The 24,262-nt window shown below is 60.6% G+C and carries 17 protein-coding genes and 2 pseudogenes; 12 read left to right on the forward strand and 7 right to left on the reverse strand.

What is annotated here, in order from left to right; genetic code table 11:
• Positions 1-154 precede the first annotated feature (154 nt).
• The 5 genes and pseudogenes from ACRYA2_RS24890 to ACRYA2_RS24910 all read left to right on the forward strand — a co-directional run.
• Positions 155-1,048: a tetrahydrofolate dehydrogenase/cyclohydrolase catalytic domain-containing protein gene (locus tag ACRYA2_RS24890; RefSeq protein WP_433634183.1), complete on the forward strand. Its 894-nt coding sequence runs from the start codon at positions 155-157 to the stop codon at positions 1,046-1,048.
• Positions 1,049-1,279: 231 nt separating this feature from the next.
• Entirely contained in the window at positions 1,280-3,832 is a 2,553-nt protein-coding gene (locus ACRYA2_RS24895) for a GcvT family protein (RefSeq protein WP_433634185.1), read from the forward strand.
• 30 nt (positions 3,833-3,862) lie between these two features.
• The gene (gene ilvA, locus ACRYA2_RS24900; protein ID WP_433634187.1) at positions 3,863-5,122 is read left to right on the forward strand and encodes a threonine ammonia-lyase; all 1,260 of its coding nucleotides are present in this window, start codon (positions 3,863-3,865) and stop codon (positions 5,120-5,122) included.
• A gap of 248 nt (positions 5,123-5,370) precedes the next feature.
• On the forward strand, positions 5,371-6,996 hold the full coding sequence (locus ACRYA2_RS24905) for a BCCT family transporter (protein ID WP_433634189.1): 1,626 nt from the start codon (positions 5,371-5,373) through the stop codon (positions 6,994-6,996).
• Between the two features lie 161 nt (positions 6,997-7,157).
• Positions 7,158-7,326: pseudogene (locus ACRYA2_RS24910) on the forward strand (RNA-guided endonuclease TnpB family protein); the annotation flags it as partial.
• Positions 7,327-7,376: 50 nt separating this feature from the next.
• Here the strand turns inward: ACRYA2_RS24910 and ACRYA2_RS24915 are convergent.
• Positions 7,377-8,627: a serine hydroxymethyltransferase gene (locus ACRYA2_RS24915; protein ID WP_433634192.1), complete on the reverse strand. Its 1,251-nt coding sequence runs from the start codon at positions 8,625-8,627 to the stop codon at positions 7,377-7,379.
• A gap of 137 nt (positions 8,628-8,764) precedes the next feature.
• Between ACRYA2_RS24915 and ACRYA2_RS24920 the strand changes: the two genes are divergently transcribed.
• On the forward strand, positions 8,765-9,145 hold the full coding sequence (locus tag ACRYA2_RS24920; protein WP_433634194.1) for a Rid family detoxifying hydrolase: 381 nt from the start codon (positions 8,765-8,767) through the stop codon (positions 9,143-9,145).
• Between the two features lie 441 nt (positions 9,146-9,586).
• Here ACRYA2_RS24920 and ACRYA2_RS24925 read toward each other — a convergent pair whose 3' ends face one another.
• The gene (locus ACRYA2_RS24925) at positions 9,587-10,561 is read right to left on the reverse strand and encodes a formyltetrahydrofolate deformylase (RefSeq protein WP_433634197.1); all 975 of its coding nucleotides are present in this window, start codon (positions 10,559-10,561) and stop codon (positions 9,587-9,589) included.
• 327 nt (positions 10,562-10,888) lie between these two features.
• Positions 10,889-12,088: an alanyl-tRNA editing protein gene (locus tag ACRYA2_RS24930; protein ID WP_433634199.1), complete on the reverse strand. Its 1,200-nt coding sequence runs from the start codon at positions 12,086-12,088 to the stop codon at positions 10,889-10,891.
• 255 nt (positions 12,089-12,343) lie between these two features.
• Between ACRYA2_RS24930 and folP the strand changes: the two genes are divergently transcribed.
• On the forward strand, positions 12,344-14,755 hold the full coding sequence (folP, locus tag ACRYA2_RS24935) for a dihydropteroate synthase (protein ID WP_433634201.1): 2,412 nt from the start codon (positions 12,344-12,346) through the stop codon (positions 14,753-14,755).
• Between the two features lie 78 nt (positions 14,756-14,833).
• On the opposite strand, the gene ACRYA2_RS24940 is transcribed toward folP, so the two are convergent.
• Positions 14,834-16,792, reverse strand: a complete 1,959-nt coding sequence (locus ACRYA2_RS24940; RefSeq protein ID WP_433634203.1) for an archaea-specific SMC-related protein — start codon at positions 16,790-16,792, stop codon at positions 14,834-14,836.
• Between the two features lie 293 nt (positions 16,793-17,085).
• A complete protein-coding gene (gene rdfA / locus ACRYA2_RS24945) occupies positions 17,086-17,691 on the reverse strand; it encodes a rod-determining factor RdfA (RefSeq protein WP_433634204.1) in 606 nt (201 codons plus the stop codon).
• Positions 17,692-18,049: 358 nt separating this feature from the next.
• Between rdfA and ACRYA2_RS24950 the strand changes: the two genes are divergently transcribed.
• From ACRYA2_RS24950 to ACRYA2_RS24960, 3 genes are all read left to right on the forward strand, one after another.
• A complete protein-coding gene (locus ACRYA2_RS24950) occupies positions 18,050-18,703 on the forward strand; it encodes a helix-turn-helix domain-containing protein (protein ID WP_433634205.1) in 654 nt (217 codons plus the stop codon).
• 286 nt (positions 18,704-18,989) lie between these two features.
• Positions 18,990-19,283: a HalOD1 output domain-containing protein gene (locus tag ACRYA2_RS24955; protein WP_433634207.1), complete on the forward strand. Its 294-nt coding sequence runs from the start codon at positions 18,990-18,992 to the stop codon at positions 19,281-19,283.
• Between the two features lie 92 nt (positions 19,284-19,375).
• Positions 19,376-20,494, forward strand: a complete 1,119-nt coding sequence (locus ACRYA2_RS24960; RefSeq protein WP_433634209.1) for a CobW family GTP-binding protein — start codon at positions 19,376-19,378, stop codon at positions 20,492-20,494.
• A gap of 143 nt (positions 20,495-20,637) precedes the next feature.
• Here ACRYA2_RS24960 and ACRYA2_RS24965 read toward each other — a convergent pair whose 3' ends face one another.
• Both ACRYA2_RS24965 and ACRYA2_RS24970 read right to left on the reverse strand, forming a co-directional pair.
• Positions 20,638-21,060, reverse strand: a complete 423-nt coding sequence (locus tag ACRYA2_RS24965; protein ID WP_433634211.1) for a GlcG/HbpS family heme-binding protein — start codon at positions 21,058-21,060, stop codon at positions 20,638-20,640.
• A gap of 123 nt (positions 21,061-21,183) precedes the next feature.
• Entirely contained in the window at positions 21,184-22,473 is a 1,290-nt protein-coding gene (locus ACRYA2_RS24970; RefSeq protein ID WP_433634213.1) for an L-lactate MFS transporter, read from the reverse strand.
• Between the two features lie 216 nt (positions 22,474-22,689).
• On the opposite strand from ACRYA2_RS24970, the gene ACRYA2_RS24975 reads away from it, so the two are divergent.
• Both ACRYA2_RS24975 and ACRYA2_RS24980 read left to right on the forward strand, forming a co-directional pair.
• The gene (locus ACRYA2_RS24975; protein WP_007543159.1) at positions 22,690-22,836 is read left to right on the forward strand and encodes a DUF2080 family transposase-associated protein; all 147 of its coding nucleotides are present in this window, start codon (positions 22,690-22,692) and stop codon (positions 22,834-22,836) included.
• 3 nt (positions 22,837-22,839) lie between these two features.
• Positions 22,840-24,069 (forward strand): annotated as a pseudogene (locus ACRYA2_RS24980) (RNA-guided endonuclease InsQ/TnpB family protein).
• Positions 24,070-24,262 lie beyond the last annotated feature (193 nt).

The following is a 24,262-nucleotide window of genomic DNA, read 5'->3' on the forward strand; positions in this document are numbered from 1 at the left end:
ACCAATTGCGACGCTGCGAGCGGGAACAGCGCCAGCTGTCGACTGTGGCCGAGCAACGGCTGTAACTCGACGAGCAACTGCTCGTCAGTGGCACGATGGGCCGACACTCGACTACAGCTCCCGGGCTCGCGGAACTGTACTCGACTTTCAGAACATGACTCGAATTATCGACGGAAACGAAGTCGGAAATCGAATCAGGAACGAACTGGAAGGACGCGTCGATACGCTCGAACAGCAGGGTGTTACGCCCGGACTGGCGACGGTCCTGATGAGCGACGACGGTGCGAGCGAGACGTACGTTTCGATGAAACAGCAGGCCTGTGACGAGATCGGGATCGAGAGCTATCACCACGAAATCGACCCGGATACGTCGTCGGACGTACTGATGGACCGAATCGATGCATTGAACGAGAATCCGGGCGTTCACGGGATTCTCGTACAGATGCCAGTCCCGGACCACGTCGACGAGCAGGCCGTTCTCGAACGAATCGACCCGATGAAGGACGTCGACGGGTTCCATCCGGAAAACGTCGGCAGACTCGTGGCAGGAAATCCTCGATTCAAGCCGTGTACGCCCCACGGAGTCCAGAAGCTACTCGCTGCGACGGACGTCGAGACGGAGGGGAAAGACGTCATCGTCGTCGGCCGGTCCGATATCGTTGGGAAGCCGATGATGAACCTCCTCATCCAGAAGGCCCCGATGGGCAACGCGACGGTCACCGTTTGTCACTCCCGGACGACGGACCTCGCGGAGAAGACGAAGAACGCGGACGTCGTCATCGCGGCAGCCGGCGTGCCAGAACTCGTTGACGGAACGATGCTGTCGGAAGACACCGTCGTCGTGGACGTGGGCGTCAGCCGCGTCGACGCAGACAACGAGAGAGGGTACGAGATCGTCGGCGACGTCGAGTTCGAGTCGGCCAAGCAGAAAGCCTCGGCCATCACGCCCGTTCCCGGCGGCGTCGGCCCGCTGACGATAGCGATGCTGCTGTATAACACGGTCAAGGCGGCGGGCCTGCAAACTGGTGTCGACGTCACTCTCCCCTGACCGCGTTCGGCTCTGACGACCGTGACTACTCCCACGACTTCAGTCGTAGGCTTTCTCCTCGCCTTCGTGCAACGGAACGTGACTCAAGAGTGTCATCTTGTGGTTCGTGTGTAAGGGAGCATATGATTAGTGGATTTTCGGCTACTACCCTCCTCTGAACGGCGTTTCCGTCGTTTCGTTTAAAAAGACCGTTGCACTTATGAGACGGACCGGACGATTGAGGTGTGTTATATGAGCACGGATAGCGTTCCAGGGCGCGCCGAGACGGTCGTCATCGGCGCGGGTGCTGTCGGTTGTAGCGTCGCGTACCACTTGACCGAACTCGGCGCAGACGACGTCGTCGCCCTTGACCAGGGGCCACTCCCGGTCACCGGAGGGTCGTCGACGCACGCGCCGGGAATCATGTTCCAGACGTCGCCGTCGAAAATCCAGACGAAAACGGCGCACTACACGAGCCGGCTACTGAAAGACGCCGGTGTGTACGACGAAGTCGGCGGTATCGAAGTCGCCCGATCCGAGGAGCGAATGGATTTCCTCCAACGTCGCGTCGAGTGGGCGACGTCGTACGGGTTACCGGAGCCACAACTGCTCGAACCGGAGGAAGTCACAGAGCATCTCCCGCTCCTCGACGAAGACGAGATTCTCGGTGGGTACTACTCCCCGACCGACGGCCGGGTATCCGGCACTGATGCCCTCCAGTGGTACATCGAGCAGTCGTCGGCCGACTTCTACGGACACACCGAGGTGACGGATATCGAGGTCTCCGGCGGCGAAATACAGGCAGTGGAGACGAATCGCGGGCGAATCGAGTGTGACCGGTGCGTCCTCGCGACGAACAACTGGGCGTATCAGACCGGACAGATGGTCGGACTCGACCTCCCGATCGCTCCCGTCGAGCACCAGTACGTCGTCACTGAGCCGATGGAGGAACTGCAGGGAGGCGACTCGACACCTGGCGATGCTACGGCCGGTCTCGATGTGCCCGGCGATCGGAATATCACGGAGTTCATGGCGCAAGCACCGGACCGACCCGTCGGTCGCGACCAGGACCACTCGCTGTACTTCCGAACCCACGGTGACGGGTACGGGCTCGGGTCGTACAACCACGAACCGCTGGTGGTCGACCCGGACGAGATGGGGAAAAACAGCGACGAGAGCCAGGCGTCGGTTCACAGCTTCACGGAGAAACACTGGACGAAGCCCACGCACCCGAACAGGGAGAAGTCGGCCAAGCAGGCGTTCGACGAACTCCTCCCCGCCACGCAGGACAAGGACTTCCGCGTCACCGAGAACGGTATCTTCGTCTACACACCGGACGGAATGCCCGTCGTCGGGGAGACGCCACAGATAGACGGACTGTGGACTGGACTGGCGATCTGGTGGACGCACTCGGGCGGCTACGGCAGGATTCTCGCGGAGTGGATGGAGAACGGAGTCCCACGGCTGCCCTCGGGACCCGTGGACACGGGCTCGATTCACGTCGCCCGGTTCGAACCCCACGCCGGCAACAAGCAGTACTTCATGGACCGTGGCGGTTTGCGGTACCAGCAGGTGTACAGCATCGTCGAGCCTCGCTTCCAGCCCAGCGAACACCGGGGACTGCGAGAGAGCCCCTTCCACCAGCAGCAGGCGGAACTCGACGCGGAGTTCTACCAGAGCGGCGGGTGGGAGACAGCACAGTGGTTCGGCTCCAACGAGGACCTGGTCTCGAAGTACGAGGACCAGATTCCAGAGCAAGAAGGCTGGCAGGACATCAACCGCTCCCCCATCGAGGGCGCCGAACATCTTCACACCCGAGAGAGCGTCTCGATGTACGACATGACGTCGTTTAGTTCGATCATGATAGAGGGGGAGGACGCCGGAGCGTTCCTCCAGCGGATCTGTAGCAACGACATGGACGTCGGCGTCGGCCGGGTTCGCTACACCACGATGCTGAACGAGGGTGGCAACGTACTCGCTGACCTGACCGTGGCTCGTCTCGGCGAGGACGAGTACATGGTGACGACCGGCGGTGGCAACTCGCCCGGCATCCACGGATCGTGGATCGAACGTCACGCTCCCGACACCGTCTCGGTCACCGTCGAGGAGTCGGCGAAGTGTACCGTCGGGTTGTGGGGGCCGAAATCCCGGTTATTGCTCCAGCGCGTCACCGATGCCGACGTTTCCAACGACGGCTTCCCGTACTTCGGCTGCAAGCGCATCTTCGTCGGCGACGTACCGGCGATAGCGATGCGCGTCTCCTACGTCGGCGAACTCGGCTGGGAGCTGTGGGCGCCCGCGGAGTACGGTCGGAAGCTCTGGGAGACGCTGTGGGAGGCCGGTAGCGACCTCGACGTCAGACCGATCGGCGACGGCGCTCTCGAATCGATGCGTCTCGAAAAGGGATTCCGGCTGTGGGGGACCGACATCGACACGGACGTCAACCCACTCGAAGCTGGCCTCCCGTTCGCCGTCGATTTGGACACGAACTTCATCGGAAAGGAAGCGCTCGCCGAAGCCAAGGAAACGGGTATCGACAATCAGGTGGCCTGTCTGACGCTCGACGACTCGACCGACATCATGCTGAGCGGTCGCCCGGTCTTCGCCGACGGCGACGCTCGTGGCTACGTCCAGGCGGGCGGCTACGGCTACTCGGTCGGAGAGTCGATCGCCTACACGTACCTGCCGAGCGAGTACGCGGACGCCGGAACGTCGGTACAGATCCAGTGTGAGGGCGAGACGTACGACGCTACGGTGAGCGACGAACCGCTGTTCGACCCCGGGCGGGACAAGATACTGCGGTGAGACCACAGCGCTGACAATCACGTTTTGAACATGAGTGACTGTAGAGAACCACGAGTTCGGTACGCCGACATCGAACAGGCACACGACAGACTGGACGACGACACGATCGTCAAACGGACGCCGGTCGAACGAAGCACCTCGCTCGGCGAGATGGTCGGCGGCGATGTGTACCTGAAGATGGAGCATCTTCAGTGGACCGGGTCCTTCAAAACGCGCGGGGCGTACAACAAAATCGCCCGAGCCGTCGACGAGGGCGTCGACGAGTTCGTCGCCGCGAGCGCTGGGAACCACGCGCAAGGCGTGGCGCTGGCGGCCACCAAGTGCGGTGCGGACTCGACGATCGTCATGCCGAAGAACGCACCGCAGGCGAAGATAGACGCGACCCGCGGGTACGGGGCCACCGTCGAACTGGTCGGACAGGACTTCCAGGACGCGATGAATCACGCCCAGTCTCGGGCAGCAGAGAGCGACGCCGAGTTCGTGCACGCCTACGACGATCCGCACATCGTCGCCGGACAGGGCACGCTGGGCGTCGAGATGTACGAGGACTGTCCCGACGTCGACACCGTCGTCGTGCCCATCGGCGGCGGCGGGCTCGTCAGCGGTATTTCGACGGCCATCGATCATCTCTCGCCCGAGACGCGAGTCGTCGGTGTTCAGGCTGACGGCGCCGCCACCGTCCACGAAAGTCTCGACAAGGGAATTCCGGTGACGCTGAACGAGGTCGACACGATTGCCGACGGTATCGCGACCGGTGGCATCTCCGACCTGACGCTGAATCTCATCGAGGAGCACGTCGACGAGGTGGTCACCGTCGCCGACTCCGAGATCGCGAACGCGATTCTCCTGCTGCTCGAACGGGCAAAGCAGGTCGTCGAAGGTGCCGGTGCAGCGTCGGTCGCGGCGATTCTGAGCGACGAGCTCGACGTGCGCGGCGAGACGGTGATGCCCTTGCTCGGCGGCGGAAACCTCGACATGACGATGCTCCAGACGGTTCTGATTCACGCCCTCACCGACCGTGAACAGCTCCTGCGACTCCGCGTCAAAATAAACGACGCGCCCGGAAAGATGGAGGAGATATCCGGCGTTATCGCCGACCACGGAGCGAACATCCGCACAGTCCGCCACGACCGCTCGGTGGAGGACCTGAACGTCGGCGAGGCGTATCTCGTGTTTCAGGTCGAGACGAGCGGTGCAGAACACGCGGCGTCGATTATCGACGCTATTGAAGCAAACGGATACGTTGTGGAAGACATCAACCGCGAACGCACGCCGGTCAGTACATCGTAGTGCTGACGCCGTGAACGGCTTCTTTCACCCGGATAGACGGAATCTTATGGTGTAATCTATGTCTCATTTCCGGGTCTTTATAGGTGATACTGAGCATACCCTGAATAGGTGGAAATGCCATGCTCACCCATAGCACAATAAAGGCCAAGCGACCGACCGCTCGCGACCACGGCACGAGCGTCGGCGCGACGGCGCGGACACTGACCACAGGCGGCCGTCTCGACGGAGCAAGAAAGAGGTAAAGACCGATGGCACAATCGGAATCAGACGGATACGTGACCCAGTTCGTCAACGAACTCGACACTCCCGTCTTCGTCGTCGGCTTCGTCGTAGCGCTGGCCGCCGTCATCTCTTTTGCCACGATGCCCAACCTGGCCGGGAGCGCAGTTTCCGACGTGAACGCGTTCCTCTGGCAAAACGTCGGCTGGATATACCTCATCGCGATGTTCATCGTCGTGGCGTTCGCGCTGTTCCTGGTGTTCGGTCCGTGGGGCAACATCAAACTCGGCAAAGAGGACGAAGAGCCAAAGTACAGTTTCCTGTCGTACTTCGCGATGTTGTACTCGGCGGGCATCGCCGCGGGCATCGTCTTCTGGGGACCGGCCGAGGCGATCTTCCACTACGACACCGTCCCCCCGTTCATCAGCGCTCAATCACAGACCTCGGCGGCCGCCATCGGCGGGATACAGTACAGCTTCTTCCACTGGGGGATATCGGCGTGGTCCGCGTACGCCATCATGTCACTCCCAATCGCGTTCTACGCGTACCGACGGGACGCACCGATGCGCGTCTCGACGGTGCTTGCGCCGATCGTCGGTGTCGACAATCTCGATAGCAAATGGGCGAAACTGATCGACGTCATGGCCGTGTTCGCGACGCTCGGCGGCATCGCGACCACGCTCGGATTCGTCGGCAGCCAGTTCTTGACCGGTATCGAGTACACCACCGGTATCACCCTAGGCGATACAGGAACGGTCCTCGTCATCACCGGACTGACAGTCGCGTTCACGCTGTCCGTAGCACTGGGCATCGAAAAGGGAATCCGTCGCGTCTCACAGTTCAATCTGGCCCTGTTCGGGCTCGTCATGGTGCTGGCGTTCATCCTTGGACCGACGGTGTTCATCATGACGAACACGACGGAAGCAGTCGGTAAGTACGTCAACCAGTTCGTCGCGATGAGCTTCTACACGAACGCGGCTAACGACACGAACTGGGTCGGCAGCTGGACGATATTCTACTGGGCCTGGTGGTTCTCGTGGACGCCGTTCGTCGGACTGTTCATTGCTCGCGTTTCGCGCGGTCGGACCATCCGTCAGGTCGTCACCACCGGTGTACTGGCGTCCACCGCGATAACGATTCCGTGGTTCGGAATCATGGGCAGTACCGCTATCAAGCTACAGAATACCGGTCAGGCTGACATCCTGGGCGTCATTAGCGAGTACGGCGTCGCCGGGTCTGGATATCCGTTGTTCGAGGCGCTGCCGTTCGGCACGATACTGAACGCCTTGTTCCTGGTGTTGATTACGACGTTCTTCGTCACCTCTGCGGACTCCTCGACGCTGGCACTCGGCATGCTCACGACCGGTGGGGAACTCGAACCGTCGACGATCAACCGCGTCATCTGGGGCGCACTGGTCGGAGCTCTTGCGTCGCTGCTGATGGTCGTCGGCGGAGTCGACGCCTTACAGGCCGCGTCCATCATCACCGGCGGTCCGTTCGCCCTCATCACGCTCATCGCTATCTTCTCGATGAGCAGGACGTGTGGCGATATCTGCCCGGTGTTTTTCGAATCCGAACAACAGGAGGACACGATCAGCTCCACGGCACAGATAGAAAGCCAGGAGATTCACGCCGAAAGTACGAACGACGACTGACGTACAACCGAGGACGAGTTCCCTGGAGCTGCGCGCGAATCGGTCCCCCTTCTCTCCGTCCGCTGCTGACTGCAAGCCGTTCGTCCCTCGCACCGTCAGGCGCGAGACGACGAAGGCTCGTAGGTACCGTCCACCCCGATTGACTCGCAGTCGTCAGAACGACGGCGAACGCGGATGTGAACGGTGCTGAGAACAGTCGGCAGAAAGTATCTCCGAGTTCATCGAGTTTGTCGGTGAAACAGGAGTAACGGCCGGTTGGCACAGCCATCGACGTACCTGTTCGATTCCGAGAGCGGATGCTTCGCACCGCGAGAACAGGTCACGTCGTAAACCAGAATATCCCAACGCGGGAATCCTCGCCCTTCAGGGCGGGGAGGATGTCACTCGTAAACCGGGAAATTATCGCAAATTTGGTCGACCGTCGAGGCGACCCGGTCGTGAACGTCGCCGTCGTCGGGGTTGTCGAGCACGTCAGCGATGAGCTCGCCGACCGTTTCTATTTCCGCTTCTTCGAGTCCGCGCGTGGTGAGCGCAGGCGTCCCGACCCGGATGCCGCTCGTAACCATCGGCGAGCGCGTCTCGCCCGGTACGGTGTTCTTGTTGACGATGATGCCGACGTCGGAGAGCAGCGTCTCGGCTTCCTTTCCGGTGATGTCGGGGTGGGACTCGCGGAGATCGACGAGCAGAAGGTGTTTGTCGGTTCCGCCGCTGACCAGCGAGAGGCCACGGTCCGTGAACACGTCGGCGAGCGTCTTCGCGTTCGTCACCATCTGTTCGGCGTAGGACTCGAACTCGCTCGTTTGCGCCTCGGCGAATCCCGCAGCTTTGCCGGCGACGTTGTGCATCAACGGGCCGCCCTGTGCGCCGGGGAACACTGCAGAGTCGACGTCGTCGGCGTACTCCTCGTCGCAGAGGATCATCCCGCCACGACCGGCGCGAATCGTCTTGTGCGTGCTGCCAGTGACGAACTCCGCGTGGTCCATCGGCGACGCGTGGACGCCGGCCGCGATGAGCCCCGTCACGTGAGCGATGTCCGCGAGGTGGTACGCCCCGACTGCGTCCGCTATCTCGCCGATCTGTTCGTACTCGAACTCGCGCGGGTAGGCGGAGGACCCGCTCACGACGAGGGCCGGATCGAACTCCTCGGCCTGTTCGTGCAGGGCGTCGTAGTCGATGTACCCAGTCTCCGGATCGACCTCGTACTGCTGGACGTCGTAAAGTTGTCCCGAGAAGTTGACGTCGTGGCCGTGCGAGAGGTGGCCGCCGTGCGACAGAGACAGCGAGAGTATCTTATCGCCAGGTTCGAGTACGGAGAAATACACTCCCATGTTCGCCTGCGTACCGCTGTGAGGTTGGACGTTGACGTGGTCGGCACCAAACAGCGCCTTCGCGCGTTCGATGGCGAGTTCCTCGGGGGTATCGACGTACTGGCATCCGCCGTAGTACCGATTGTCGGGGTATCCTTCGGCGTACTTGTTCGTCAGTACACTCCCCTGTGCTTCGAGCACGGCTTTCGATACGTGGTTTTCGGACGCGATCATCCCGAGGGTCGATTCCTGACGCTCGCGTTCGTGATCGATCGCCTCGGACGTAGCCGGGTCTATCTGGTCTAGCGACTGCTCGAACGCCATATCTGGATGTGGAGTATCGACAGTAAATATCTTGCGTGCAGTCGCCACGGGAACTCAATAGGTAGCGATATCGATACGATGCAGAGTGAGTCGCATCGGAACCGAGATTTAAGACATCGGGACCGGTATCGCCTGGTGTGAAACGCATCGTCAACACCGACGACGCCCCTGCAGCAGTCGGAGCGTACAGTCAAGCGACGACGAACGGCGACCTGATTTTCACTGCCGGCCAGCTCCCGCTGACGGCCGGTGGGGAACTCCGTGATAACGCCTCCGTCGACGAACAGACCCGGCAGTCGCTCGAAAACGTCCGGGCGATACTCGAATCGGAGGGAGCGTCGATGAGCGACGTACTCAAGATGACCGTGTTCCTCGACGACATCGACGACTTCGAGGATTTCAACGAGGCCTACAGCGAGTTCTTCGAGGAGGAGCCGCCAGCGAGAAGCGCGGTCGAGGTCGGTCGAGTGCCCAAAGGCGCGGCGGTCGAGATAGAGGCAGTGGCGGTAACCGAGTAACGTCGGGACTCGGCCTCCGCCGACTACCGGACCCCGTCCGCAGCGCTCGCTCAGACAGTCCGTCGAACGGCGGGAGCCCGACGTTCGGTCGGACATCGCGGCTACGTTTTCGGCGGCGGAACTCGTCCGCGTGCACAGTGAGTACCGTACGCGCTCCAACGACCGTCCGTCCCCCTCTGGCAGATCCGCGGTCGACGGGTCCCCCCCGGTGAGTCGGCTCCGGCACTAGTTGATTCACGCTGATATCACTGTTATGCGAATCGGCTCGCTTCTCCCGTCGACGATGCCCTCGCTCCGCACGGTCGCTCGTCCGTCGCGGCAGAGAAACGCATCCGGCCGGAACTGTCTTCCTGTCGACACAGAAGAACGTGAATAGGCGACGATTCCGCTCCCGTCGCTTTGTAGTAGGAACTGACGGCGGGTCGGGGGCAGTATCGCGAATCAGTCGTCTGCACTGACCGTCTCGTCCAGGTCGCCGACGACGAACTCGTCGACGTCGATCGGACGATCGGGAGTCTGTCGGTCGAGTTCCTCGGGAGCGCCGAGCTGGGCGTCGGTCTCCTCCGGGTTGCGGAGCGTGGTCTGGCCGCGGCGGACAGTGATTTCGTCGTCGATGTGGAGTTTGATGGCCTCGGTGAGGGCCTCGGCTTCGAGCGGCTGACCCCGTTCCTGGAGGTCCGTCTTCGTAGCGCCGTCGGGAACGTTGAATGCCCGCTGGGTGATGATGGGACCTTGGTCGAGGTCCGTGGTCACGTAGTGGGCGGTGACGCCGGCGATGCGGACGCCCTCTTCGACGGCCTGACTGTACGCCGACGCACCGGGGAACGCCGGTAGAAGGCTCGGATGGACGTTGATGATGCGACTCTCGTAGCGGAAGACGACTTCCGGAGAGAGAATACGTATGTAGCGGGCCAGTGCGATGAGATCGATATCGTGGTCGTCGAGCAGGTCGAGCAATCTCCCCTCGTCGGGAGTCCCGTTCTCGTCGCCGATGTCGTGGAAAGGCACGTCGTACTTCGCCGCGAGCGGCTGGAGGTCGTCGTGGTTGCCGATGATGACCTCGATGTCCGCCCCGAGGTCGCCATCGACCCAGGCCTCTAACAGGGCTTCGAGGCAGTGGCTCTCTTTCGTAACGAGCACGGCGATGGACTGGGTCTCGCGGTCGGCCGGGAACCGCACCTGTACGTTGACCCCGAGTTCGTCACCGAGGTCGTCGAGGTCTTCTCGGAGCGTTTCCCGGCTGGTGGCCATCTCCGACGTGTCGACCTGTACGGTCGTTCTGACGGTCTCTTCCTGCGCGGCCTGGTCGAGTCCCGTGATGTCGACGTCGCGCTCGAAAAGGAAGGCAGTCATCTCGACGACGATATCCACGTCGTCGTCGCCGACGACCGTTATCTCGGTCATTCCGTCGGTCATACTATCGGCCTCCGGTCGGCGCCGTCGTTCGTGGGACACGCCTCCTGTCGCTGCGGTCCGAGAGCCGTTGTCTGTGCACGTACTGGTTCGTAGTCCGTCGAAACGGACGGCTCGCTCTCTGCGAGATTCATCACGAACGCCGCTTCCGTTCCTGCAGTAATCAACCTTGTTCCTCCTGAAATCAGCTGTATACGATGTGTTTTGCCCTCCCAATTTAGATAATCTTGTTGACGTTTTGGGTGAGGTACGGTAGATAGAGCAGCGGGTTCCGAACGAGGGTGACCGTCTCGGCCGTTCGAGCGCCGTCCGAGATGAGATTGATACCGACTACTCGCGGAGATACTCGACGACAGCCTGGGGCGGTTCGTCGAGACCTCCACCCTGAGCGAAGGTCGAACCGCCCCCTCCGCCACCCCCGAACTTCGACGTAACGTCATCCACGACGTCGCTGGCGTCCGTGGAACCCGTCGTTCCGACGACGATGAACGAACTCCCGTCGACGCCGGTGAGAGCGACCACGTCCCCAGCGTCCCCCGCGAGGCGTCTGACGTGGTCGGCAACGTCGTTCGGGCCGACGCTCTCGACTTCGCCGACGATCCAGTCTTCGCCGTTCTTCGAGACGGAGTCCTCGACGAGGCTCTCGAGACGCCCTTCGAGCAGCCGTTCGTGCAGTCGGTCCACCTGTTCCTCGAGTGACGAGTTCTCTTGGACCAGACTGGTGGCGCGCTCGGGGAGACCATCGACGCTCGTGTCCAGGATATCCGACGCCCGTTCTGCGTTTCGACGGGTGTCGATCTGCCTCTGTACGGCGGCGGGCCCGACGGTGTACTCGATCCGAAGAAGGTCGGCGCCGGGGTTCGAGATGTCCAGCACCGTTATCGGTCCGATCTCGCTGGTGTTTCTGACGTGCGTACCGCCACACGCTGCGATGTCCCAGTCGTCGATTTCGACGATTCTAACCGTGTCGGACCGCTCGGTGTCGTCTGACAAGTTGAAGACCACATCGTCTCGTTCGCGTGCGCGGTCGATGTCGACGTCTCGCCAGTCGACCGCGCGCCCGTCCCACACGACTTCGTTGACCATCCGCTCGACCGTGAGCGTGTCCACGTCGTTCGGATCGCGATCGGTTTCGAAGTCCAGACGGGTCTTCTTCGGTCCGATGTCGAATCCGCCGTAGCCGTGGTCGTCGAACAGTTGTCGTCCCGCTCCATACACCAAGTGGCTCGCCGTGTGCGCTCGCATGCAGTACGTCCTGAATTCGTCGTCGATGCGGGCCGTGACGGTGTCTCCGACTCCGAACTCGGGTTCGGTACCGAGGACGTGGCGCGTCTCCCCCTCTTGCTTCTGGACGTCGGTGACTTCGGCACCGTTCAGCGTCCCGCGGTCGGCAGGTTGTCCGCCGCCTTCCGGATAGAAGTACGTTTGCTCGAGCGCGATTGCACGGCCGTCGATGGACTCGACCGTCGCTTCGAACTCCATCACGTACGGTTCCACAGCTGATAGGTTGTTCTTCGCGTCGGTGCTCATGCCCGAGGTTGTCGGAACACGCCGCAATAAACGGTGCGGTGTGTACGGATCCAGGACTGTGTTTCCTCCAAGGACTCGTCGGGAGCACGCTTTCTCGCTCGACATTAAATATTGCTTACACGATGTGGGGTGGGTGGCGAGAACGTTTGCGAACGAGAGTCACAGCCACGCCGTAACGCGGCGATCACGGGAGATTGGGTTTTGAACCGACGAACGGACGGTACATTAATGGCGATATCGGCGTGGAAGTCTGGTATGGAATACCACGAGGCGGTCAACTATCTTGAGAGTCTGGACCGCTCTCGCCCGAAGCTGGGGACAGAAACGACCGCAAGGATGTTGTCCACGCTCGAAAGTCCACACGAGGGTGTCGACTACGTCCAGATAGCGGGATCGAACGGAAAAGGTAGCACTGCCCGAATGCTCGAGTGCGTGCTCCGGAGCGCAGACCTTGACGTAGGATTGTACACATCGCCGGACCTGAACGACTTTCGCGAACGAATCCGCATCAACGGTCGCAAGATACCGAAAGCACGCGTTTGCTCGTTCGTCGAGGAGATTAAGCCGTGCGTCTCACGTCTTCGTGCCAGCGGGGACGCTCCGACGTACTTCGAAGTGCTAACCGTTCTCGCACTACGATATTTCGGGACTAAAGACGTCGACGTCGCGGTCCTCGAAGTCGGCATCGGAGGCCAGTACGACGCCACGAGCGTCGTGAACCCGGTCGCCAGTGCCGTTACGAGCGTGAGCCTGGAACACACTGGAATCCTCGGCGAGAGCATCGAGGAGATAGCGTACGACAAGGCTCAGGTCACGCCAGCGGAGAGACCGCTCGTGACGGGAGCAGACGACCGGGCGCTCGATGCTATCCAGACCGAAACAGAGGTCGTCACCGTCGGCGAGTGCGAGGCCGACGTACTCTCCTGGGAGGGCGACATGACGTCACCAGTCGAAACGTCCGTCTCGATATCGGGTCCGGACTGGGACGTCACGACGAATCTCCCTCTGATCGGCCAGCATCAGGCAACGAACGCCGGAATTGCAGCGACGCTCGCCCGGCAAACAGCGGACGTCGAGACCTCGACTATCGAACGCGGACTTCGGAGAGCACATTGGCCCGGTCGGTTCGAGGTCATGTCGACCGACCCGCTCGTGATACTCGACGGCGCTCACAACCCGGCCGCGTGCGCGACGCTCGCCGACCTCGTCGACCGATACGAGTTCGACGATATCCACCTCGTATTCGGCGCGATGAAGGAGAAAGACCACGTCGAGATGGCCGCGGCACTTCCCGACCTGGACGTGCTTCACCTCTGCCGACCGAACGTGGACCGGGCCGCATCGCCCGAGACGCTCGCAGGGGCGTTCGACGAACGAACGACGCACGCCGATTCGGACAGCGCCGTCCTCGACTCGGTCGAACGAGCGCTCAACTCCGCCAGCGACGACGACTGCGTCCTCATCACCGGCTCGCTGTACGTCGTCGCCGAAGCGCGCGACCGGTGGACACAGCACCAGATTCCCAAACGGACGGACACGCCCGCCGCCGCGCGGTCGATGCTCTCAGACGTGCACGTCCCGGGCAACTTCGCCGAACGCGTCGCCAGGGACACCGTCTCCCGGACCTTCAAAACGCACCTACGAAAGGAGCAGGCTGAACGCCTGAAGCAAACGATGCAATCGATCGGCGGTACGTGTCTCATCTCCGAGATAGACGCGACCAGCCGACACGTATCGGTCGTACTCTCCGGAACCGTCGCCCAGTACGAACGGCTGGTCGACACGATAGAAGACTGCGAGCCGGGCCTCTCGTACATCACGCACCAACTCCACGACGTCACCGACGACGACGGAGCCGACCAGTACCCCTGGGACGCCGACACAGCGATAATGGGCATCCTGAACGTCACCCCGGACAGTTTCTACGACGGTGGCAGGTACGACCGATCCGACGACGCCGTGCGGCGAGCCCGCGAAATGATCTCCACGGGCGCAGACATCGTCGACGTCGGCGGGGAGAGCACCCGGCCGGGAGCCGATCCGGTCACCGTCGACGAGGAAATCGAACGCGTCGTCCCAGTCATTGAACGCATCTCCGACGCAGACATCCCGATATCGGTCGACACCAGGAAGGCGGCCGTCGCAGACGCCGCCCTCGAAGCGGGCGCGGATATAATCAACGACGTGTCCGGCCTGGCAGATCCGGACATGCGGTTCGTCGCCGCCGACCACGACGCGCCGGTCGTCGTGATGCACAGCGTCGACACGCCCGTCGACCCGGACCACTCGGTCACGTACGACGACGTCGTTGAGGACGTCGTCCACGAACTCGGCGAACGGGTGCTACTGGCCGAACGGGCTGGCCTCGACCGCGACCAGATAATCGTCGATCCCGGTCTCGGGTTCGGAAAGTCCACCGACGAGTGCTTCGAGCTGGTCGACAGGTTGGAGGAGCTACGCGCTCTCGGCTGTCCAATTATGGTCGGACACTCCCGAAAGTCGATGTTCGAACGCATCGAACGCGATGCCAGCGACCGACTCCAGCCGACGGTTGCCGTCACCACGATGGCGGCCGAACGGGGAGCGGACATCGTCCGGGTCCACGACGTCGCCGCAAACGCCGCCGCAGTCCGTGCCGTTCGAGAAACGAACGAAGCGAGCAGGTAGGTGACGCTGGCGGACGCGTAGCAGCGTTACGAGCGGGGGAACGAGTGGGCGAGTCGCAGTTCTGTCGCGGGTTCGCGGTTAGGTTTCGGCTGTGAACGACGATGACGTGCGAATGCAGGGGTACGTATCGTCGAGTTCGCCGGCTTCTGCTGGCAGAACTGCTGCGACGACGTAGTCAGCGTGTTGCTCGAAATGCGTCAGGAGCCCACGGATGCGGTCGGCGTCGAGCATCTCGACGGCGTCAACGACTACTATCGGAATCTCCGTCGCCACCTCGTGCGCGAGATATCCTGCGAGCGCGACGACGAGGCTGACGACTTCGCGTTCGCTTTTGCTCAGCGTGTCGATCGTATCTTCGTAGGCTGCCCCGTCGTCGGTCGACCGGACGACGTGCAGTTCGAAGTCGGTACGAGAGTGTGTCTTCCCATCCGCGCCGGTGAGGCGCTCGATCCACACGCGCTCGACGTTCTCGTACGCCAATCGGTCTATCACCTGCTGCATCGATTCGTTGAACGCCGTAACGAGGTCTCGTTCGATGGTTTCGATCCGGTCGCGCTGCTCTCGAAGCCGTGTGGTGACGGACTCGCGCTCGGCCTCGAGATCGTCGCGCTCGGCGATGGCGGACTCGATCTCTTCGATCTCCGCTTCGATGTCCTCGAGCTCGTTCTCCAGCTGTCCGCGTTCGTATTCGAGGCTGCTCACTTCGCTGTGTAGTTCGAGTAGCTCCTCGTCCCCGTCATCGGCTTCCTCGGCCTTCGACTGCAGGTTTTCGATATCGTCTGTGAGCGACGACCGTTCACCTTCGAGTTCCTCGAGTCGCTCTTCCCGGCGTTCGATCTCTGCTTCGATGGAGCGTTTCCGTTCCGAGAGCCGTTCGCGTTCGTCGCGCTGCTGCTCTATTCGGCGTTTCTCGTCCTTGAGGGCGCTAATCTGGTCGGTGAGGGCTCCGCGATGGTCGCGTTTTTCCTCCAAAATCTCCTGGACGACCCGGACCTGCTCGGTTATCTCCGACCGCTCGACGGTGTTCCCGCACGTCCAGCACGTGACCGTTCTGGACGAGGGGTCCAGTTCGCTGACAATGTCGTTGGACTTCATCTCTTCGGGGATGTCGTCCTCGTCGTCCAACAACTGTGCGTTCATCTCTACGATCGGGCTGAGCGCGTTGATCGTGGTCGACAGCTGCTGTTTCTGGTGGTGAAGTTGCTCGATTTCTGTCTCGATTGCGTCGATGTCACGCATCCCTTCGGACGGCCGGAGCTCCATCGTCTGCTCCGAAATCTCTTCAAGCTCGTCCCGGAGCGAAGACAGCGCCTCGGACTGCGTCTGAATCCGATTCCGAACGGTCTCCCGCTCACCGCGTTTCTGTCTGAGCTCGTCTAGCACCCCCTCCTCGTCGTCCGGCGAGGCGTCCGACTCCCTCTCCGCTATGGCCTTGCGTTTCGCGTCGAGCGACTCCTCCACCGCTTCTATCTCTCGTCGTAGATCGTTGGCCCGTGTCCGAAGCGTGGGAAGCCGATCTTCCTTCCGACTTAACTCGTCGAGACGGCCGTCGATGTCGTCTTTTCGGGACTTCAGGTGGCTGATCTCTGTTTCGATTGCCTCCGTGTCGACCGGCTTCATCAGAAGCTCGTAGAGATCACCGTCGTTGATGACGGCCTGCCGAACTGGGTTCGTCTCGTCAAGTGCTACGAACAGTTCACAGAGCTCCTCCAGATCGGAAAACCTGTTCGCGTCGCTGACGACTTGTCCGCCGTCTCGTGCAGTTAGTTCGACGTGATATTCGGCGTCGGCGGTTTCGAGACGAACGAATCCTTCTCTGGCATCGCTCTTCAGTTGCGGGTCCGGTCCTCCGAGGACGGCAGCGAGTGCGCGCAGAAAAGAGGACTTGTTCGACGCGTTTTTTCCCGACAGGAGCGAGACTCCCGGGGTAAACGATACCTCTGCCTCGGATATTCCACCGATATTGCGAATTTCGATAGTGAGGTCACCGAGGTCGCTCGGAGGCCGAGCGGTTGAATTAGCACGTTCGTCGAGCATAGTAGGAGCTGTATCGGTATGGGGCGGCGTTTTCCACTATTGGAAAGTTCATTCCTCGGCAATATTTAATCTTGCGTCCGATTCCTCAGTCGTTGATTTCCCAGAGATGCGTAGCAAACACCGCGAACACGAGACACACTGCACGTATCCCCTCTCGCCGTTTCCCTCGGGTCACCACGCTTAGTTCCCTGGCGAGCGTGTCGAGGTCCGTGAGCAGCCTTCCTACTGGAGAGTTAGTGTTAGGGGTACTCTAACAACTCGGCGATGTAGCGTCGCAGATGGGAACGACGAACTCAATTGCGAGATGAGTCGCACCGACAACCGCCCCGGTCGACTAACCGAGAGAAGGGGTACTCTTCCCCGCACTCGGTGCAGGCCACCCGGAGACTCAACGTCACGTCCACGTCACCGATCGTCAGGCCGCCGGCAGAACGGAGTCGGTCGATGGTTCGCTCGGTGATGAGCTCCGTCCGAGACATTAGTTTAAAAACGGTGTTTTTCGCGTCTGTAGGCGTCAACTCCGAGTCATTAGATGTATCGACATTTAGACATTCTCGGAGGTGAGTTCGGACGGTCTGATAGCTGACGAAGTCGTCGATAACCGCCTCCGGGTCCACCCCTGCTCGTCTGAGCCGGTCTCTCACCTCTATCTCCGTGCCCGAACTCACGGTGTCCGCGGTGAGAAGACGAAACGTGTGCTCTGCGTCTCCGTCTACGACCTCGACGTCACCATCGCGCATTGCGGCCTCGAGAACCCGCTGATTGAAGTACTCTTCGAGGTCTCGAAGGCTCGCCCCGGAGTCCTCGCGTCGCTCCTGCAGCTGTTCGTCGATACTATCGAGGTTTCGCTTCTCAGAGACGCGATCGATCTTGCACGCCCGATCACCATCGCCGGTCATTGGTCATCCGTAGGACTCGAAGCGGGACGTTTTTTCCGATGTGTCGGTGGGACGGTCGCGTGCCCGTCGGGAATCGCTTCGAGGTCGAACCCCGCGGCATCAACCTCGCAAGTTCTGTGAAGCAGTCTCCTAACGGACGACCACTCCGGTCGAGCGAGCGTTGCTGCGCTGAAGCGGTTCTGACGAGAACGATTTACATCTCGTGTGGGTCGAACGCTCCGGTGGCACAGTTACTTATATCTCCCCGTAGAACTATTGCGATAATAGAGACCGGTTGAATGAGGTCCTGAACGACGATATCAGACTGACAGAACACGCGATAAGAAGGTGAGAGAAGTGGAGACCTAATAGGAGGAAGATGACGATAACAGCCAAAGCGTACATAGAACACGAGAACCTCGCTCTTGTCCCCACGCTGCGCGATATCGAAGATGTAACTATCAGAGTAGTTCACCAAGCGACGACAGATCCAGAGTCGGATACGTTCCCGTTCGTGATCGAATGCGATGATAACGAAGCGCTTGAGAACGGGCTCGACTCGGACCACACGGTGACTGATTACGAGCTCATAGACAGCAATTCCGGCATCCACATATACTATATTGGACACGCTGACGATACGCTGTTACTGAGTCCCGCTCTGACCAGTGTCAACGGTTTTATGCTGGACGCAAAGACCAAAGACAGGGGATGGCTCGTCCAGATACAGTTGCCGAGCCGAGAAGAGCTCCACTCCGTCTGGGAGTTTGCGGAAGAAAGGGGAATCGACTGTAGCTTGATAGAGATACACGAAAAAAGAAGCGAAGGAACCGACATCTCGTTCGGATTGACTGACGAACAACAGGAAGCGCTCAAGGTAGCGTACAAGAGCGGTTACTTCAGCGAACCGCGCGAGAAGTCCCTCAGCGATATTGCCGAAGAGATCGACGTCTCCTCTACGGCAATGGGCGGTCGTCTGCGGCGAGGGATGCGGAACTTAGTTTCGGCCACGCTGATCAACGACGAGGAGTGACGTGTTTCCCGTTACTCACGTTCGGCGGGAGATTGAGTTCTGACGACCTGTTTGAGGCGAAGATTCTCCGGAGCCGGGGGAAATACCCGGCGACCATTCCTGAAGAGCCTGGCAATTTGCGAATAATTGTCATCCGAAATCTCGGCCCTCCGCGACCGGCTCACCGATATCGAAAGTCGAAACGCGAAGACATCGCCTCGATTACGACTCAAGTTACGTCCGCGTACTTAAACACCGGTCATATTCCACATTAATGGTCATGCAGCTAAATCTCGATTAACGGTATATGAGTAGTAGTACCACGGGTGCCACCGCCAAACAGTCGACCCATCACCTCCACCACGAATGGAACGACGAAGGATGGATGAGCGACCAAATTGTCGAAGCAGTCGCGGCGTACGAAAACGAGGACCAGGACGAGCTTCCGCCCCTGAGCGACAGTATCAATCCGGCTGCATTAGATACATTGTTCGAGGGGACTGACGACGACGCGACGATGGCAGGGTGCGTAACGTTCTCCTACTACGGCTACACGGTGCTCGTCCAGAGTAGCGGACAGATATTACTCAAGAGAAAGTAATCGAAGGAGTACCACTCGCTTCGAACGCGTATCCGCAGAGCCGATTCCGAACTGGAAATATCTAACTGAGCTGCTTGATAGACGTCCTCCCTATGTCACAGAACGCGAAGACGACCGAGTCAGTATCGCCCTCGCAGCCAACTCCGATCACCGTCGTGAGCGGCCCTCTCGGAGCCGGCAAGACGACACTCGTCAATCGATTGCTCCGAAACCCCGGGGGGCGGCGGATCGCCGTCATCGTCAACGATATGGGCGAGGTGAACGTCGACGCATCGCTCATCGAACGGAGGACCGACGAAGGAGTGATCGACCTCTCGAACGGATGTATCTGCTGTCAGCTACAAGACGACCTCGTCGAGGAATCGGGTCGATTGGCCCGCGAGCGAGAATTCGACCATCTCGTGGTCGAAACGTCCGGAATCTCAGAACCCCTTCCGGTAGCCCGAGCCCTGACCCAGGAGAGCGCCAGTTCGTCGGACCAGTACGATTTGGACACGATGGTCTCGGTCGTCGACGCCTACGGATTCTGGAAAGCGTTCGACCCCGACGAAGGGCTCCCAGATGCCGTACCAGATCCCGAACGACCCCTGACTGACGTCATGATCGACCAGATCGAGTTCTGTGACGTCCTCCTGCTCAACAAGTGCGATATGGTGCCCGACGACGACGTAGAAAGGATCGAGACCGTGCTCCGGGAACTCCAACCCAGAGCGACCATCCACCGGACGACCTACGCCGAGGTCGATTCCGAAGTCGTCCTCGACACGGACCGGTTCGATTTCGAAGACACCAAGCGTGCGCCGGGCTGGAAGCGCGCGCTCGCGGACGGGAGCGAAGGCGACGACCACGACCACGATGGTGCTTCGGCAGCCGAAGTTCACGGTGTCGAGTCAACGGTCTACGAGCGCGACCGGCCGTTCCATCCCGGACGGTTCGACGCTTGGCTTGACGACTGGGACGGAGACCTGATCCGCGCCAAGGGATTCACGTGGGTGGCGAGCCGCCCCGACGAAGTCCTCGGGGTCAACCAAGCCGGTCCGTCGGTCCAGGCCGGCCCCATCGGCGAATGGGGGGACGACGAACCGGCGACTCGTCTCGTGCTCATCGGTCGGTCCCTCGACCCGGACCGGCTGGCGGCCGAGTTGGACGACTGTCTGGTAGCGGACGAAGAACGCCAGAAGACGTGGCATGACGACCCCTTCCCACGGTAGAGGAGTTCGTCGATGCGGGTCGGCCCGCTGTACAGGTGCTTGGGACGTCCGCTTCTCCATCAACGCGAACAGAGTACGGTGAATAAGCAGGATCGCTCCTGCCGTTCTCTCACGGTCCGAAAAAAGCGACCGGGGTCGGCTAGCTATTGGGCAGCGGTTTCCTCGAACGCCTCAACGCCGGCCTGGGCGACCTCCATGTCCTGATCGACCTGCCCTCCGCTGACGCCGATCGCGCCGACGACTTCGCCGTCCCTCGTCAGCGGATATCCGCCGCCGAAGACCACGATGCGGTCGTCGTCAGTGGTCTGCAGTCCGTACAGCGACTCGCCTGGTTGCGACGGCCCTGCCAGTTCGTCGGTCGCCATCTCCAGGGCCGCCGAGGTGTAGGCCTTGTTCCGGGAGATGTTGACCGATGCGAGCCAGGCGTCGTCCATGCGATGCTGGGCGATGAGGTTCCCCTCCGAGTTGGCAACCGTTATCACCATCGGGTTCTCTATCTCCTGTGCTTTCCGTTCAGCCGCGTCGATAACATCCTTCGCAGTCTCGAGCGAAATCGTCTGAACCATCCATCTTTCAGCAAGACCACGACGGGGGAAAACGTCCGGCCAAATATATACAAGGCATTTATACTTGACGAGCGACCGGCGTTCGTCGAGAGACGATGCCACCGAGTGGTCGGCACTCCGACTTTAGTCGGACGTGGTCGGCGACGTATGTGTGCTCCCCTGGGACTGTTTGACGCTGTTGATCCGACGGCGCAAGAGCACCGTACAGAGCAGTCCGACGACGAGTGCGACGCTGACGATGTAGAACGACGTCTCGTAGCTTCCGGTCGCCTCGACGATTCGTGCGACCAGCATCGGGCCGGCGACGCCAGCGAGCCCCCACGCGGTCAACGTGTAGCCGTGAATCGCGCCGAGCTCTTTCGTTCCGAACAGGTCTCCGAGGTACGCCGGCAGGCAGGCGAAGCCGCCCCCGTAACAGGTGATGATGAGGAACAGGAGGGACGCGAACAGCAAGACGTTGGTTATGCGGGGCATGAGGAGGAACGCGGCGATCTGGATGGCGAAGAACACGCCGTAGGTGGTCGTTCGCCCGAGGTAGTCGGAGGCGCTGGCCCAGGCGATGCGACCGCCGCCGTTGAACACGCCGATGACGCCGACAATGGAGGCGGCGGTGGCCGCGTTAGCGCCGGTGATAGCCTGAGTCATCGGTGACGCCACCGACAGCAGCATGATGCCGGCCGAGATGTTGATGAACAACATCAGCCACACCAGATAGTACCGCGGCGTCTTGAGCGCCTCCCTGGCGGTGAGCTGTTCGAGGTCGGTGCTGACGGTCACGCCCTTGGTGGCGTCGTCGATCTCGCTCTCGTCCATCCCCTCGGGTACCCAGCCTTCCGGAGGCTTCTTCAGATAGCTCGCGCCAGCGACCATCAGGAGCGTATACCCGACGCCCAAGGCGAAAAACGCCGTCGAGATGCCGGCGTACTGCATGATTGTATTCGCGACGGGGCCGGTTATCAGCGCGCCGGCGCCGAAGCCCATCACGGCGAGTCCGGTGGCCATTCCTCGCCGGTCGGGGAACCACTCGACGAGGGTCGAGATGGGAGCGATGTATCCGAGACCGATTCCGATGCCGCTGAGGACGCCGTACGTACCGATGAACATGGGATAGCTGCCCACCTCGACGGCCATGCCGGCACCGACGGTACCGAGACCGAACAGCGCGGCCGCCGCGAGTCCGGACAACCGCGGTCCGTGCTTCTCGACGTACCGTCCGAGGAATGCGGCAGAGATGGCGAGGAAGACTATCGCGACGGTGAACGCCATCGTCACGTCCGAGATTTCCCACCCCAATGAGTCACGCAGCGGGTTCTGGTACACGCTGTACGCGTACACAGATCCGATCGACAGGTGGATTAGTACCGCCGACAGTGCTATTAGCCATCGATTTTTCTCCGTCTGGGTGTTCGTCACAGTCTATCAAATGGAAACTGCCAAGTTAAAAATTTTGACCAGTGGTAGAGAATTTTAACTGGACTTAGGCGCTAAGTCCCCTTCCTCAAGGAGCAACGCAGGGAGCGAAGCAACCGAGTAGCGCAATAGGGAGGAGATACAGCGCCGCATATTTCTCAAACACCTACGACACCCGACCCACAGGCCCATCGCTTCCTTTATGTCTATCCATCAGTGATGGATAGGTTTGAAATCGAAGGCGAGGAAGTCCTTGACGGGACTGCAAAACCGTCAGGCAATAGCGCCCACGTCATCGTTCCCAAACGCTGGCGCGGAGCCGATGTGAAAGTCGTACGCGTTTCCGAACCCGATTCAGACGAGTAGACCATGCAGTACAACTACAAGTATCGACTCAACCCACCGGAGGCCCTCCGCGAGGAACTCCGCCACCACGTCGATACTTGTAGGCAACTGTACAACCACGTCCTCTACCTGCTCAACGAGTCTGACGACATCCCTGCCCGCTACGAGGTGCAGGGACAACTACCCGACCTCAAAACGTGGTGGGACGACCTCGGAGACATTCACTCGAAAGTCCTCCAGATGGTGGTCAAGCGTGTCTACGACAATCTCTCCACGCTCAAAGCACAGAAGGAGAACGGACGTGCCGTGGGTATGCTCAAATGGAAATGACCTCGGGATTATCGGTCGCTCACCTACAACCAGTCCGGCTTCAAACTCAAGAATACGAGTGGTCGGCCTGCCTTGTCGTTGAGCAAAATCGGTGAGATTCCGATTCACCTTCACCGAGCCATCCCCGAGGACGCGAGTATCAAACAGGTCACGGTCAAACGGGAACCAACGGGCGAGTGGTACGCCACGTTCGGCATCGACGTGGACAAAGACACTCCCGAGAAACCTGAGACGCCGGAGCAGGTCGTTGGCATCGACGTGGGGATTCTCAAGTACGCACACGACACCGATGGATATGCCATCGGGAGTCCCGACTTCGGCGAAGAACGTGACCGGCTCGAACGCGCTCAACGCGACCTCTCACGGAAGAAACACGGTTCCGAAAATTGGGAGAAGCAGCGGAAGGTCGTGGCCGAACGCTACGCAGATCTGAAGCGAAAGCGGCGAGACTTCCTCCACAAGTTATCGAACTACTACGCCCGCGAGTACGACTTGGTGGCCGTCGAGGACTTAGACGCGAAAAGATTGGTCGAACTCCCCGGTAACTCACGAAATCGCGCAGGTTCGGCGTGGGGGACGTTCCTCAGAATGCTCGAATACAAGTGCGAGCGTGAGGGAACACACTTCGTCGCGGTTGACCCGAAGGACACGACGAAGGAATGTGCATCCTGCGGTGTCAAGACGGACAAGCCGTTGTGGATTCGTGAACACTCGTGTCCGTCGTGTGGATTTGAAGCGGATAGAGATGCGAATGCGGCGTGGAACATCCTTTCTCGCGGTCTCGAAGACGTAGGAGTGGGATACTCCGAATCAACGCCTGTGGAGACTGCGCTCCCTGTGGATACACCTGTATCTGCAAAGCGCGTCGTGGAAACAGGAAGCCCCACCCTCAACGAGCGAACGGCGACAGCCGTGAGGAAGTAGGGTGGGGTAGCTCACCAGTTCTAAACGATCCGGCTCGTATCGTATGTCAGCAATAGAACAAACTGTGGGATAGTCGTCACTCTGGGCACGGCCGAGGACCCCCTGTCCGTCAAGCCGTCCGATAACCGTACGATCGATTACCGATTGGCTATGCAATATTTTTAGTTTGTTATTTAATTTTACAGTTCGATGT

It is taken from the genome of Halomicrococcus pelagicus (assembly GCF_050954125.1).